Source organism: Streptomyces sp. NBC_00019, assembly GCF_045041015.1.
Classification (GTDB): domain Bacteria; phylum Actinomycetota; class Actinomycetes; order Streptomycetales; family Streptomycetaceae; genus Streptomyces.
This window is the reverse complement of record NZ_CP108302.1, coordinates 6,464,517-6,478,081: the sequence shown is the minus strand read 5'-3', so window position 1 is coordinate 6,478,081 and position 13,565 is coordinate 6,464,517. Positions and strand designations below refer to the sequence as shown.

At 71.0% G+C, this 13,565-nt stretch carries 13 protein-coding genes; 5 read left to right on the top strand and 8 right to left on the bottom strand.

Going from position 1 to position 13,565, the window contains the following annotated elements:
- Window positions 1-32: 32 nt before the first annotated feature.
- Window positions 33-1,418 carry a PLP-dependent aminotransferase family protein gene (locus tag OHU89_RS30680; protein ID WP_405647623.1) on the bottom strand — a complete coding sequence of 462 codons (1,386 nt, stop codon included), beginning with the start codon at window positions 1,416-1,418 and terminating at the stop codon, window positions 33-35.
- A 47-nt stretch (window positions 1,419-1,465) separates the two neighbouring features.
- On the opposite strand from OHU89_RS30680, the gene OHU89_RS30675 reads away from it, so the two are divergent.
- From OHU89_RS30675 to OHU89_RS30665, 3 genes are read left to right on the top strand one after another with little or no spacing between them, the layout of a single operon-like run.
- Window positions 1,466-1,975, top strand: coding sequence for a carboxymuconolactone decarboxylase family protein (locus OHU89_RS30675; RefSeq protein ID WP_405647621.1), 510 nt, complete (start codon window positions 1,466-1,468; stop codon window positions 1,973-1,975).
- Window positions 1,972-2,418 (top strand): carboxymuconolactone decarboxylase family protein, encoded by a 447-nt coding sequence (locus tag OHU89_RS30670; RefSeq protein ID WP_405647619.1) that lies wholly within the window; start codon window positions 1,972-1,974, stop codon window positions 2,416-2,418. Before OHU89_RS30675 ends, OHU89_RS30670 begins: the two co-directional genes overlap by 4 nt.
- Window positions 2,415-3,131: an isocitrate lyase/phosphoenolpyruvate mutase family protein gene (locus tag OHU89_RS30665; RefSeq protein WP_405647617.1), complete on the top strand. Its 717-nt coding sequence runs from the start codon at window positions 2,415-2,417 to the stop codon at window positions 3,129-3,131. Before OHU89_RS30670 ends, OHU89_RS30665 begins: the two co-directional genes overlap by 4 nt.
- A gap of 53 nt (window positions 3,132-3,184) precedes the next feature.
- Here the strand turns inward: OHU89_RS30665 and OHU89_RS30660 are convergent, their stop codons facing one another.
- The 6 genes from OHU89_RS30660 to OHU89_RS30635 all read right to left on the bottom strand — a co-directional run bounded on the left by OHU89_RS30660 (window position 3,185) and on the right by OHU89_RS30635 (window position 10,688).
- A complete protein-coding gene (locus OHU89_RS30660; RefSeq protein ID WP_405647614.1) occupies window positions 3,185-3,559 on the bottom strand; it encodes a hypothetical protein in 375 nt (124 codons plus the stop codon).
- Window positions 3,560-3,647: 88 nt separating this feature from the next.
- Window positions 3,648-4,604 (bottom strand): ABC transporter substrate-binding protein, encoded by a 957-nt coding sequence (locus OHU89_RS30655; RefSeq protein WP_405647612.1) that lies wholly within the window; start codon window positions 4,602-4,604, stop codon window positions 3,648-3,650.
- A 1-nt stretch (window position 4,605) separates the two neighbouring features.
- Entirely contained in the window at window positions 4,606-6,540 is a 1,935-nt protein-coding gene (locus OHU89_RS30650) for an ABC transporter permease (RefSeq protein WP_405647610.1), read from the bottom strand.
- Entirely contained in the window at window positions 6,540-7,610 is a 1,071-nt protein-coding gene (locus OHU89_RS30645; protein ID WP_405647608.1) for a glycine betaine/L-proline ABC transporter ATP-binding protein, read from the bottom strand. Before OHU89_RS30645 ends, OHU89_RS30650 begins: the two co-directional genes overlap by 1 nt.
- Window positions 7,611-7,618: 8 nt before the next feature.
- The gene (locus tag OHU89_RS30640) at window positions 7,619-9,142 is read right to left on the bottom strand and encodes a GMC family oxidoreductase (protein ID WP_267015051.1); all 1,524 of its coding nucleotides are present in this window, start codon (window positions 9,140-9,142) and stop codon (window positions 7,619-7,621) included.
- A gap of 37 nt (window positions 9,143-9,179) precedes the next feature.
- Window positions 9,180-10,688, bottom strand: coding sequence for an aldehyde dehydrogenase family protein (locus OHU89_RS30635; protein WP_405647606.1), 1,509 nt, complete (start codon window positions 10,686-10,688; stop codon window positions 9,180-9,182).
- A gap of 189 nt (window positions 10,689-10,877) precedes the next feature.
- Here OHU89_RS30635 and OHU89_RS30630 point away from each other — a divergent pair, with 189 nt between their 5' ends.
- Together OHU89_RS30630 and OHU89_RS30625 are read left to right on the top strand one after the other, a co-directional pair.
- Window positions 10,878-11,627 carry a hypothetical protein gene (locus OHU89_RS30630; RefSeq protein WP_405647604.1) on the top strand — a complete coding sequence of 250 codons (750 nt, stop codon included), beginning with the start codon at window positions 10,878-10,880 and terminating at the stop codon, window positions 11,625-11,627.
- A gap of 44 nt (window positions 11,628-11,671) precedes the next feature.
- Window positions 11,672-12,580: a GNAT family N-acetyltransferase gene (locus OHU89_RS30625; protein WP_405647602.1), complete on the top strand. Its 909-nt coding sequence runs from the start codon at window positions 11,672-11,674 to the stop codon at window positions 12,578-12,580.
- Between the two features lie 5 nt (window positions 12,581-12,585).
- On the opposite strand, the gene OHU89_RS30620 is transcribed toward OHU89_RS30625, so the two are convergent.
- Window positions 12,586-13,554 carry a hypothetical protein gene (locus OHU89_RS30620; RefSeq protein WP_405647600.1) on the bottom strand — a complete coding sequence of 323 codons (969 nt, stop codon included), beginning with the start codon at window positions 13,552-13,554 and terminating at the stop codon, window positions 12,586-12,588.
- Window positions 13,555-13,565: the final 11 nt, after the last annotated feature.

The following is a 13,565-nucleotide window of genomic DNA, read 5'->3' as shown; positions in this document are numbered from 1 at the left end:
GAAGGCTGAGGGCTGAGGGCTGAGGGTCTCGGCTATGGCATCACCCTGCACAGCGCCTCCAACGCCCCCGGCCACGCCCGGTCCGACGGTGCCCCGTACCCCACCACCAGGGCGTCCAGTCGCTCCGCCACCGCCTTCGGGTGGCGGAAGAAGGACAGGCCGTGGAGGGCGACGCCCTGCCAGGCGGCGGACTGGACGACGGACTGTTCGGTGCCGGGCGGGAGGCGGAGAACGGCGTGGAGGCCGGCGGCGATGCCGGTGACGTGGACGTCCGGGGCGTGCACGGCCAGCGCCGCGACCAGGGCGTCTCGGCGGCGGCGGTAGCGGAGGCGAGAGGCGCGGACGTGGCGGTCGTAAGCGCCGGAGACGATGAACTCGGCCAGGGTCAGCTGGTCCAGCACTCCGCAGGTGTCGACCTTGCCCTTCGCCTCCGCGGCCGCCTCCACCCATCCCTGGGGGAGGACCATCCAGGCCAGTCGGAGGCCGGGGGCCAGTGACTTGCTGGCCGTCCCGAGGTAGACGACGTGGTCCGGGTCCAGGCCCTGGAGCGCGCCGACCGGCTGGCGGTCGTAGCGGAACTCCCCGTCGTAGTCGTCCTCCAGGACCAGGCCTCCAGTGCGCCGCGCCCAGTCGACGACCGCGGTCCGCCGGTCCCGGTGCAGGGGCACGCCCATCGGGAACTGGTGGGCGGGGGTGAGGAGGACGGCCCCGGCTCCGGCCAACGTGCCCGGGTTCGTGCCCAGTTCGTCGTAGGGGAGTGCCTCGGCGCGCAGGTCCGCCGCTGTCAGCTGGTTCCAGTGCACGTCCAGGCCGTAGGACTCCACGGCGACCGACCGGACGCCGCGTGCCCGCAGGACCGCGCCGAGGATGCGGAGGCCGTGGGCGCAGCCCGCGGTGATGAGGATGCGGTCGGGGTCCGTGCGGACGCCTCGCACGCGGGCGAGGTAGCCGGCGAGGGCGGTGCGCAGTTCGACGCTGCCGCGCGGGTCGCCGTAGCCGAGGGTGTGGTGGGGGGCCGCGAGGAGGGCGCGGCGGGTGGCCTTGAGCCACTCGTTGCGGGGGAAGGCGGTGAGGTCCGGGGTGCCGGGGCGGAAGTCGTGGGCGGGGCGCTGTGATGCGCGGCGGCCGGGTCCCGTGCCCGACGGCGGGATCACCGCGCGGTCCGCCACCCGGGTGCCGGAGCCCTGTTTCGAGGTGAGCCAGCCTTCGGCGACCAGGTCCGTGTAGGCGTCGGCGACCGTGTTGCGGGCGATGCCGAGGTCGGCGGCGAGGGAGCGGGAGGAGGGCAGACGGGTGCCCGGGGCGAGACGGCCGGTGCGGACGGCCTCGCGCAGGGCGTCGGTCAGGCCGCGGCGCAGGCCGGGACCGGTGGGTTCCAGGTGAAGGTCGACGCCCAGAGTGGCCCAGGTTTTCGGCATAGAAATGGACCATACCCGTGGGCAGCCTCACGCATAGTGTCGACACTATGACGACGCACATCGACGACAGTCCTACGACCGTGGAGTACGCCCCCGAACACACCCCCAGACTGAACTGGGCCGAGCAGGCTCCCGAGGTCTTCAAGGCGATGGTCCGCCTCGATGCCGCCGCCCGGAAGGGTCTGGACCCGAAGCTGCTGGAGCTGGTGAAGGTCCGCGCCTCCCAGATCAACCACTGCGCGCTCTGCGTCGACATGCACAGCAAGGAGGCGTTCGCGGCGGGCGAGAGCGTCGAGCGGATCGTCCAGCTGAGCGCGTGGGAGGAGTCGCAGCACTTCTACACGGGGCAGGAGCTCGCCGCGCTGGCGCTGACGGAGGCGGTGACCGTCCTCACGGACGGGTTCGTGCCGGACGAGGTGTACGAGCGGGCCGCCAAGCACTTCACGGAGGCCGAGCTGGCGCAGTTGATCGCGGCGATCGCCGTCATCAACGCGTGGAACCGCTTCGGTGTGAGCTGCCGGCTGGTTCCGGGGCACTACCAGCCGGGGAACAAGTGACGGGGCGTACGCGGCTGTTGGACCCCGCTGTCGGGCAGGCCATGTCCGCGCTCAGCGCCGCCGCGAAGAAGGGGCTCGGGGACCCCGCGCTGGCCGAGCTGGTGGTGATCCGGGCCTCGCAGCTCAACCACTGCGCGTTCTGTCTCGACATGCATCTGCGGATCGCTCGTGAACACGGGGTGAGCGAGCGCAAGTTGGACCTGCTGGCGGCGTGGGAGGAGGCCGGGGACGTCTACGACGAGCGGGAGCGGGCCGCGCTGGCGCTGACGGAGGCGGTGACCGTCCTCACGGACGGATTCGTGCCGGACGAGGTGTACGAGCGGGCCGCCAAGCACTTCGACGACAGGGGGCTCGCCCATCTCATGGGCCTGATCGTCGCCATCAACAACTGGAACCGGGTGATGGTGAGCCGCCGTATCCCGCCGGGAGGCTACACACCATGAGCAAGGTCGAGATCTTCCGCAGGCTGCACCGCCGCCCGGCACAGGACGATCCGCTCGTCCTGCCGGGTCCCTGGGACGCGGCCAGCGCCCGCGTCTTCGCCCAAGCCGGCCATCCCGCGCTCGCGACGCCCAGCGCGGGGGTCGCCGCCGCCCTCGGATACGAGGACGGGGCGACGCCGGCCGACGAGATGTTCGCGGCGGTCGCGCGGATCGCCCGGGCCGTGGACGTTCCGGTGTCCGCGGATGTCGAGGGCGGGTACGGGATGGCTCCGAAGGAGCTGGTGGAGCGGCTGCTGGAGGCGGGTGCCGTGGGCTGCAACCTTGAGGACTCCAACGGGGGTGTCCTCAAGGACCCGCACCAGCATGCCGAGTGGCTCGCAGAGGTGCGGTACGCGGCCGGGGACGCACTGTTCGTCAACGCCCGGATCGACACGTTCGTGCGCGGGGTCGAGGATCCCGAACCGACCATCGAGCGGGCGGCGTTGTACACCGCGGCGGGTGTCGACTGCGTGTATCCGATCGGCGCCCCGGCGAAGGTGCTGCCCTTGCTGCGGGCCGGGATCCACGGGCCGATCAACGTGATCGCGCTGGTCGGCAGCGGCCTCTCCCCCGCCGAACTCGGCGAGCGGGGCGCCACCCGGGTCACGTTCGGGCCGGGCCTGCAGCGGCGCTCGTCCGAGATCCTCGCGGAGCTGGCCGCGGAGATGAGGTGACCGGGTAGGGGCACGCCCCGACGCGCCCGATGTGCCAGACGCGGCGCCCGCGGCTAGAAGGTGAGCGACGCCGTGTAGTAGACCTTGCCATTGCTCATCTGCCAGCCGTAGGCGCCGGTGCGCAGGCCCTTCGGGCACTGGCGCCACGGCGTGGTGAAGGTGTCGTAGCCGGGGATCGTGCCGTCCTTGTAGACCTTGGCGCTCTGGCCGTCGGGGCCGTAGCACGTGATGCCGAACGTGCCCTTGGCCGACCTGGAGGTCGTGTTCGAGAACTTGACCTTGGCCTTGGTACCCGACTTGGTGATGCACCGCGCCGTCAGCTTGCCGCTGCAGCTCCACTTGGTGGCGGCATCCGCTGACGGCGCGGCCAGTCCGACGAGGGAGAGGGTGGTGAGCGCCGCCAGGGTGAGATGCGTGATCTTCTTCATGTGCCTCAACCCACCAGACGGCGCGGGGAGCGACAAAGTCGCTTTCACCCGTAAGGGGGCGGTTCACCACCATTCCCAGTGGATCTTCTTACGCGATCCATTCCTGCCAGGTGGACGTATGGCCGGCCACCCACTTCTTCGCCGCCTCCTCGGGGGTCAGCTTCTGGTCGGCGATCATCAGGGAGACCTCGTTCTGGTCCTCGGTCGTCCACTTGAACTTCTTCAGGAAGGCCGCCGCCTTGCCGCCGCTCCGGGCGAAGTCGGAGTTGAGGTACTTCTGGAGCGGGGTGTGCGGGTAGGCGCAGGTGACCTTCTCCGGGTCGGCGTCGCAGCCCTCCTTGTAGGCGGGGAGCTTCACCTCGGTCATGGGGACCTTCTCGAAGAGCCACTGCGGTGAGTACCAGTAGGTGAGGAAGGGCTCCTTCTCCTTGGCGAACTGTTTGATCTGGGTGATCTGCGCGGCCTCGGAACCGGCGAACACGACCTGGTAGTCCAGCTTCAGGTTGTTCACCAGCGCCTTGTCGTTGGTGACGTAGGAGGGCGAGCCGTCCATCAACTGGCCCTTGCCGCCGCTCTCCGCGGTGCGCATCTGCGCGGCGTACTTGTTCAGGTTCTTCCAGTCGGTGACGTCCGGGTGCGCCTTGGCGAAGTACGTCGGGACGTACCAGCCGATGTGCCCGGTGACCCCGAGGCCGCCGCCGTTGACGATCGTCTTCTTGTCCTGGACGTACCGCTGTTCCTGCTCGGGGTGGCCCCAGTCCTCCATGATCGCGTCGACCCGGCCCTGGCTGAGCGCGTCCCAGGCGGGGACCTCGTCGACCTGCACGGTGTCGACGCGGTAGCCGAGCTCGTGCTCCAACAGGTACTGCGCGACGGCCACGTTGGCCTGCGCGCCCACCCAGGACTGCACGGACAGGGTCACGGTCTTGGCGCCCTGCGCGTTGGCGAAGGGCGAGGCCTGCTGGGTCATGTCGGCGGCACCGCAGCCGGTCAGCAACAGCAGGGAAGCGGCACCGGCCACTACGGCAGTCGTACGTACGCGCATGTCACGCTCCCTTCTTCGCGCGGCGTTCAGTCGGCTGGGTCACCCGGTCGAGCATCAGGCCGAGGCAGACGATGGCCGCGCCGGCCACCAGTCCGGTCGCCAGATCGCCCTGGGCGAGGCCGAAGACGGCGTCGTAGCCGAGCGCTCCGCCACCGACCAGGCCACCGATGATGACGACGGCGAGGACCAGGACCACGCCCTGGTTGACGGCGAGCAGCAAGGCCGGGCGGGCGAGAGGGAGTTGGACCTGACGGAGTTGCTGCCAGGCGGTCGCGCCGAGCGAACTCGAGGACTCCAGCGCGGCCGGGTCGACCTGCCGCAGCCCCTGCGTGGTGATGCGGACGACGGCCGGCAGCGCGTAGACGACGGCCGCGGCGACCGCGGGTGCGCGGCCCACGCCGAAGAGGGCCACCACCGGGATCAGGTACACGAACTGCGGCATCGTCTGGAAGACGTCCAGGACGGGCCGGAGCAGCCGTTCGACTCGGTCGCTGCGGGCGGCCGCGATGCCGGTCGCGAAGCCGATGACGAGCGTGACGGCGACGGCGGCGAGGACCTGGGAGAGCGTGTCCAGGGACGGCTCCCACACCCCCAGCACGCCGATCGCGGCCATGGCGAGGACCGCGGTGAGCGCGGTGCGCCAGGTGCCGATCAGCCAGGCCAGGGTGGCGACCACGAGCAGCACCGACCACCAGGGCAGCCACTGCAGGCCGTCCCGGAGCGGGTTCAGGACCCAGGTGGTGAAGTGGGCGGCCCAGTCGGCGGTGCCGCCGACGACGGGGACACCGGAGTAGAGGTGGGCCGTCATCCAGTCGACGGCACGGTTGACGGGCTGGGCGACCTGGACGACCCAGGCGTCGGGCCAGTCGAGGCGGCCCATGAGACGTCCGGCCACGGCCACGGCGAGGGCGGCGACGAAGGCGTACACCCACCCCCTGCGGCCGGAGCCCTCGGTCCCGTCTCCGGCGGCGGCCGTCACCCGGTCCAGTACGACGGCGAGGAGCACGATCGGGATGCCCGCCGCCAGCGCGGCACCGACGTCGACCGACGCGAGCGCCTGGTAGACGCGGTCACCGAGGCCGCCGGCGCCGATGACCGATGCGATGACCGCCATCGACAGGGCCATCATGATCGTCTGGTTGAGGCCGAGGAGGAGTTCCCTGCGGGCCAGCGGGATACGGGCGGTCAGCAGACGCTGCCGTGCGGTGGCGCCGAGCGAGTCGACCGCTTCCAGGACCTCCTTGTCGGCGCCGCGCAGGCCGAGGGCGGTGAGGCGGGCCATGGGCGGGGCGGCGTAGACGACGGTGGCGAGGACGGCCGCGGGGACGCCCATGCCGAAGACCATGACGACGGGGAGGAGGTAGGCGTACGCCGGGAGCACCTGCATGGTGTCCAGGACCGGGCGCAGGGCGCGGTCCATGCGGTCGGAGAGGCCGGCGGCGAGTCCGAGGAACGCGCCCACGAGGACCGACGCGAGGACGGCCACGACCATCAGGGCGAGGGTCTGCATCGTCGGCACCCACATGCCGAGCAGACCGCAGGCGAGGAACGCGGCGGCGGTACCGAGGGCGAGCCTGATGCCGGCGACCCGCCAGGCGACGAGGGCGCCGATCGCTGTGACGCCGGCCCAGCCCGCTGCCAGCAGCACCAGGTACACGGCCCGTACGCCGAGGACGACCGCGTTGCTGACGTGGCCGAAGAAGTAGAGGAACAGGGGGTGGCTGTCCCGGTTGTCGACGATCCAGTCGCTGGCCCTGGTGAGCGGGTCGGAGAGGTCGACGGTGAGGGCGTCGGGCCATGTTCCGCTCGCCCAGCGGGCGTTCGCCAGCGGGACGAGGATCGCGGCGACCGCGGCGAGCAGCACGAGCTTGTGGACCGCGCGGTGCCGGAGGACGGCGGGGACCGTGCGGGGGACGGGAGCGGTGACCGTAGCCATCAGACCGCCTCCTTGGCGGTCCCGGCCACCACCCCGAGCAGTGCGTCCGAGTCCACCACCCCGACACACCGGCCCTCGTCGACCACCCGGGCCGGAGCCCCTGCCCGTGCGACCGCCTCGATGGCCTCCGAGACCGTGGCGTCCGGCGCGACGGCCGGGCCGTTGCCCTGCTCCGCTGCCGATGCGGCCCTCATCGCCGTACGGACCGTCATCACCTGCTCGCGCGGCACGTCCCGGACGAACTCGCGGACGTAGTCGTCGGCCGGTGAACCCACGATCTCCTCCGGGGTGCCGAGCTGGACGACGCGGCCGTCGCGCATCAGCGCGATGCGGTCGCCCAGCTTCAGCGCCTCGTTCAGGTCGTGCGTGATGAAGACCATCGTGCGGCCCTCCTCGCGGTGGAGGCGGACGACCTCCTCCTGCATGTCCCGGCGGATCAGGGGGTCGAGGGCGCTGAACGGCTCGTCGAACAGCAGTACCTGGGGGTCTACGGCGAGCGCGCGGGCCAGCCCGACGCGCTGCTGCTGCCCGCCCGAGAGCTGGCTCGGCCTGCGCTGTTCCATTCCCTCCAGGCCGACCTTGGCCACGACGTCCGCCGCCCGCGCCCGGCGCTCCGCCTTGCCGACGCCCTGGATCTCCAGGCCGTACGCCACGTTGTCGAGGACCGTGCGGTGCGGGAGCAGGCCGAAGTGCTGGAAGACCATCGCGGCGCGGTGGCGGCGCAGTTCGCGCAGGCGGGACTTGTCCATGGCGCGGACGTCCTCGCCGTCGATGGCGATCGTGCCGGCCGTCGGTTCGATGAGGCGGGTCAGACAGCGGACCAGTGTGGACTTGCCGGAACCCGACAGCCCCATCACCACGAAGACCTCGCCCTTGCGGACGTCGAAGGAGACGTCCTGGACGGCGGCCGTGCAGCCGGTGCGGGCGCGGAGTTCGGCGGGGGTCAGCCCCATGAGCTCCGGGTCCGCGGGGATCCGGTCCGCCTTGGGGCCGAAGACCTTCCACAGGCCGTCGACGGAGAACACCGGGTTCTCGACCGTCGTGCTCGAAGTCTCAGTCGTACTCGTCACCGTACTCATCACGCACCACTTCCGATCAGGTCCACGGCCCTCTCACCGACCATCAGCACTCCGATCATCGGGTTCACGGCGGTCATCGTCGGGAAGACCGAGGCATCCGCGATACGGATGCCGTCCAGGCCGCGGATCCTCAACTCCGGGTCCACCACGGCCAGTTCGTCGTCGGCGGCGCCCATTCGGCACGTTCCCGCCGGGTGGTACACGGTGTGGGCGACCTTGCGGGCGTACTCGCTGAGCTCCTCGTCACCGGTGACGGACGGGCCCGGGCACACCTCGCGCTTGAGCCAGCTCGCCAGCGGCTCGGTCCGGGCTATCTCACGGGCGATGCGGATGCCGTCGACCAGCGTGCGGCCGTCGTAGTCGTCCTCGTCGGTGAAGTAGCGGAAGTCGAGGGCGGGCTTCTCGGACGGGTCGGCGCTGGTCAGGTACAGGCGTCCGCGGCTCTTGGGCTTGGGGATGTTCGGGGTCATCGAGACGCCGTACGAGGGCCGTTCGTAGCCCAGTCGCTCCGGGTTGTCCGTGAAGGGGACCTGGTAGAAGTGGAACATCAGGTCCGGGCCCGCGTGGTCGGGGTCGCGGCGGACGAACAGGCCCGCGTCGGAGTCCATCGCGGAGTTCTCCGGGATGGGCCCGTGGGTCTCCCAGACGATCACCGACTCGGGGTGGTCGAGGAGGTTCTCGCCGACGCCGGGCAGGTCCTGGACGACGGGGATGCCGAGCGCCTCGAGGTCCTCGCGGGGGCCGATGCCGGAGTGCAGCAGCAGGCGCGGCGAGTCGACGGCGCCCGCGCACAGCACGACCTCGCGACGGGCCCGTACGACGGACTCCTCGCCGTCCGCGGCCCGCACGTGCACGCCCTGTGCGCGCGTGCCGTCCAGGTCCAGCTTGTACGCCCAGGTCTCCAGCAGGATCGTCAGGTTGGGGCGCTCGTCCATCACCGGGTGCAGATAGGCCACGGACGCCGAGGACCGCTTGTTGTTCTCGGGGTGATAGGCGAGGTCGAAGAAGCCGACGCCGTCGTCGAAGGGCTTGCGGTTGAAGCCCTCGACGCGCGGGACACCCGTGGCCGCCTGGGCCGCGTCGACGAAGTCGCGGGCGATGGCGTTCCGGTCCTTCTCGTCGACCGGGACGATGTTGTTGAGGAGGCGCGCGTAGTACGCCTCCATGGGTACCGCGCCCCAGCCCTTGGCGCCGTTCGCCTCCCACTCGTCGAAGTCGGACGGCAGCGGCTTGAAGGCGATCAACGTGTTGTGGGAGGAGCAGCCGCCGAGGACGCGGGCCCGGCTGTGCCGGATGTGGGAGTTTCCGCGGGGCTGTTCCACCGTCGGGTAGTCGTAGTCCAGGTCGCCGCCGAGCAGGCCCATCCAGCGGCGCAGGGTGAGGACGTCGTCGCGGCCCACGTCACTGGGGCCGCCCTCGATGACGGCGACGGTGACGTCGGGGTTCTCGGTGAGGCGGGAGGCTATGACGGAGCCGGCGGTACCACCGCCGACGATCACGTAGTCGTATTCGTGTTGGTGCATGGGGGGTTACTCCAAGGACGTGCGGTGAGCGGTTGCTTCAGCCGGCGAACCAGCGGACGGGCCTCGGCGCGAGGTTCTGGTAGATGTGCTTGGTCTCGCGGTACTCGGCGAGCCCGGCCGGTCCCAGCTCGCGGCCCGTGCCGCTCTTGCCGAAGCCGCCCCACTCCGCCTGGGGGAGGTAGGGGTGGAAGTCGTTGATCCAGACGGTGCCGTGGCGCAGACGGCCCGCGACCCTGCGGGCGCGTCCGGCGTCGACGGTCCAGACGGCGCCGGCGAGGCCGTACTCGGTGTCGTTGGCGAGCGCGACCGCCTCGTCCTCCGTGCGGAAGGTCTCGACGGTGAGGACCGGACCGAAGACCTCTTCGCGTACGACCTTCATCTCGCGGTGGCAGGCGTCCAGGACGGTCGGCTCGTAGAAGTAGCCGTCGCCCAGGCCCTCCGGCCGCTTTCCGCCGGTCCGCAGCACCGCGCCCTCCGCCAGCGCCGAGGCCACGTACCCGTCGACCTTGGCGCGCTGCTGCTCGGAGACGAGCGGCCCGCACTCGACACCGTCGTCCGTGCCGCGCCCGAGCCGGATCCGCCCGGCCCGCAGGGCGAGTTCGGCGACGAAGCGCTCCCGGACGGACTCCTCGATGATGAGCCGACCGCCCGCCGAGCAGACCTGCCCGCTGTGGATGAACGCGGCGTTGAGGGCCTGGTCGACGGCGGTGTCGAAGCCCTCCTCCGTGGCGCAGGCGTCGGCGAAGACCACGTTGGGGTTCTTGCCGCCGAGTTCGAGGGCGACCTTCTTGACCGACGGCGCCGCGGCCTGTGCCACCTTGGTGCCGCTGGCCAGGCCTCCGGTGAAGGAGACGAGGTCGACGTCGGGGTGCTCGGCGAGCCGGGCGCCGACCGAGTGGCCGGGTCCGGTGACGATGTTGGCGGCGCCGGCCGGGAGACCCGCCTCGACGAGCAGTTCGATCAGCGCGATCGTCGTCAGCGGGGTGATCTCGCTCGGCTTGACGACGAAGGTGTTGCCGGCCGCGAGCGCGGGGGCGATCTTCCAACTGGCCTGGAGCAGGGGGTAGTTCCAGGGCGTGATCAGCGCGCAGACGCCGATCGGCTCGTGCACCACGACACTGTGGATGTCGGGCGAGCCCGCGTCGACGACCCGGCCGGAGGACTCGGCGGCGACGAGGCCGGCGAAGTAGCGGAAGGCGTCGGCGACACAGTCGATGTCGACGCGGCCCTCTTCGAGGGTCTTGCCCGCGTCCCGGCTCTCCAGCAGACCGAGCCGCTCGCGATCGCGAACCAGCAGATCGGCGACGCGGTACAGCAGCGCGGCGCGCTCGGAGACGGGGGTGCGCGGCCAGTCGCCGTGGTCGAAGGCCTGCCGTGCGGCGGCGACGGCCACGTCGGTGTCCTTCTCGTCACCCTCGGCGACGACGGTGAACGGCTGCGCGTCCGCGGGGTCGAGGATGTCGCGGGTCGCCCCGGAGGCGGCTTCGCGCCACTCGCCGCCCGCGTGGATCGTCTGCCGCGCCTGTCGCGCGTGCTGTCCGGCCATGATCGCTGTTGCCTTCCGTTCCTGTTCAGTTCCCCTGAGTCACACGGGTGTCACTCACGGGGACCGTCACCGCCTGCCCTCGCCCTGGCATTGCATGCGCAATCGATGCCTGAAAGTGCGCCGCGTCACTGAACATGCGGACAAATAGGGGTGAACCGTACGCTGAGTAGTGGTTCACGGAGGTGACGCATGGCAGGGAAAGCGTTGATCTGCGCGACGGCGGCGCTGCTGCTCTCACCGGTCCTGATCGCCGCGGACGACGGCGACGATCTGACCGCCCGGCAACTGGCCGACCAGGCGAAGGACAATCTCCTCGACGCCGAGTCCGTCCATTTGAGACTGACGGACCGCGGTTCGAGCGCGACGACCAGCAGGACGCAGCCGACGTCGATGGATCTCAGCCTCGACCAGGACGGCAACTGCGTGGGGTCGATGCGGATGGGCTCGGGCGGCGGCAGCGTCGAGATCGTCAAACAGGGCGACGAGGTGTGGATGAAACCGGACCGGACCTTCTGGAAGGCCCAGGTGCCGGGCAGCCAGGGCGAGGCGGTGGCCGAGCTCTTCGAGAACCGCTACATCCACGGCTCCACGAACGACGCCATGCTCAAGGGCTTGGCCGACACCTGCGATCTGTCCTCCTTCCAGGAGGACGTCGAGGGCGACGACGGTTCCGAGGAGACGCCGTTGAAGAAGGGCGAGGAGACCACCGTCGACGGCACGAAGGTGATCCCGCTGACGGGCACGGAGGACGGCAAGAAGGCGGTCCTCTACGTCACTTCGGACTCCCCGCACCAGCTGGTCAGGGCGGTCCAGCGGGGCGACGGCACCAATACGACGCTGACCTTCACGGACTACGACAAGCCGGTGCCGACCACGACACCCTCGGCGGACGAGTCGGTCGACGTGGGCAAGCTGCAGGAGGAGCTGCAGAACACCTGAGAACCCATGGACCTGACGGAAACCTTTGACTAAAGTCAAAGACCATGAACCCAGGACCCACCGAGCCTGTGTCGACGCACGACGTGGCGGCCCTCCGCCGGTTCAACCGCTACTTCACGCGCCGCATCGGAGCCCTCGACGACCACTACCTCGGCCAGGACCGCCCGCTCGGCGCGGCACGGCTGCTGTTCGAGATCGGCGAGGGCGCGTCCCTGCGCGAGCTCAGGAGCCGTCTCGGGCTGGACGCCGGGTATCTGAGCCGGATGGCGAAGACCCTGGAGGCCCAGGGCATGGTCCGGATCAGCGTGCACCCCGAGGACAACCGGCTGCGCAGGATCGAGCCGACCCCGGCCGGCCGCACCGAGGTCAAGGAGCAGAACCGCCGGGCCGACGCCCTCGCGGCGGGCCTGCTGTCCGGCCTCACCGCCGGCCAGCGCACCGACCTGACCGACGCCCTGGCCACCACCCGCCGCCTGCTGCGCCTCGCCGCCATCACGGTCGACCTCGTCGACGGCGACACCCCGGACGCCCGCGCCTGCCTCGACGCCTACGCCGCCGACATCGACGCACGCTTCCCGGAGGGCTTCGACAAGTCCGACCTCGTACGACCGGAGGAGGTCTCCGGGGACACCGGGGCGTTCTTCGTCGCCTACGAGGAGGGCCGGCCGGTCGGCTGCGGGGCCCTGCGCCGCCTGGAGCCCGGCGTCGGCGAGGTCCGCCATGTGTGGGTGCACCCGGAGGCCCGGCGACTCGGACTCGCCCGACGCATCCTCGCGGCACTCGAACAGGCGGCTTCGGTACGGGAGTTGACCACCGTACGCCTCGACACGCACGCCACTCTCACCGAGGCGCAGGCGATGTACCGGGCGTGCGGATACACGGAGATCCCGGCGTACGTCGACCACGTCTACGCCAGCCACTGGTTCGAGAAACGCCTGCCCGCCATCCCCTGACCCGCTCACAGGCACGCGCCCGTCGTCGGGCAGAACGAGCCCAGGGCCGCCGTCAGCGGTTCGCGGATCTGTGCCACGGACGTGGTCTCGGGGCCGCTCGCCCGGATCGCGTAGAGCTCTCCGTCGGCCGCCTCGAAGCGGTGGTCGACGACCTGGCGCGCGCCCTTGTCCTCGTCGTCGTAGCGGTAGGTCAGCTCGGACCAGCTCTCGCCCTCGTCGCGTTCGAGGGCCTGGTAGCCGGGCTGGCGGGCGAAGCCGTAGCCGGGGTCGTTCTCGGCCAGGCGCAGGGAGTCGGCGGGGCTGTCCTCCGAGAGCCGGAAGATCTGGAGCTGACGGCCGTCGGCGGGGGCGTCGTAGTAGACCACCGGGGCCTTCTCGCCCTCCTTCTGTCTGCGGATCCAGTCCTGCGGGACGAAGAGCGTGTAGCCGACGGGGTCCTCGACGTTGCGGTAGCCGGGAGCGGGCGTCGGCGGCGGGGACTCCAGGGGCGAGACCGGAGGCGTGGACCGAGGCGTGGTGATCTCCTCGGGTGTGGTCGAAGGGAGCGAGGTCGTGACGGCGACGCTCGTTCCCGGGGTGGCTCCGGGGCTCGTCGAGCCGTCACGGGTCAGGAACCAGACACCCGCGCCGATGCCCGCACCGAGCACGGCCATCGCGGTGAGGATCACCAGCAGCCGGCGGGGGCCGGGCGGAGGGGGAGGCACATACGTCGGGGGCGGCGGTACATACGTCGGGGGCGGCGGCGGATACGGCGTTCCGCCGGTCTGCGGCGGGGGCGCGGCCCACGGCGGCGGGGTCATCGCCGACCGTGTCTCCGCCGAGGCCCAGGGCGGCGGTGCGTGTGACGTCTGCGTCTCCGCCGACGCCCATGGCGGCGGGGAGCCCTGCCCCTGCGCGCCCCAGGCAGCCTGGCCGCTGTCCTCGCTCGGCTCGTGCTCGTCGGAGCCTGAGCTGTAGCCGTTCCATCCGCTCATCGCGAACCCCC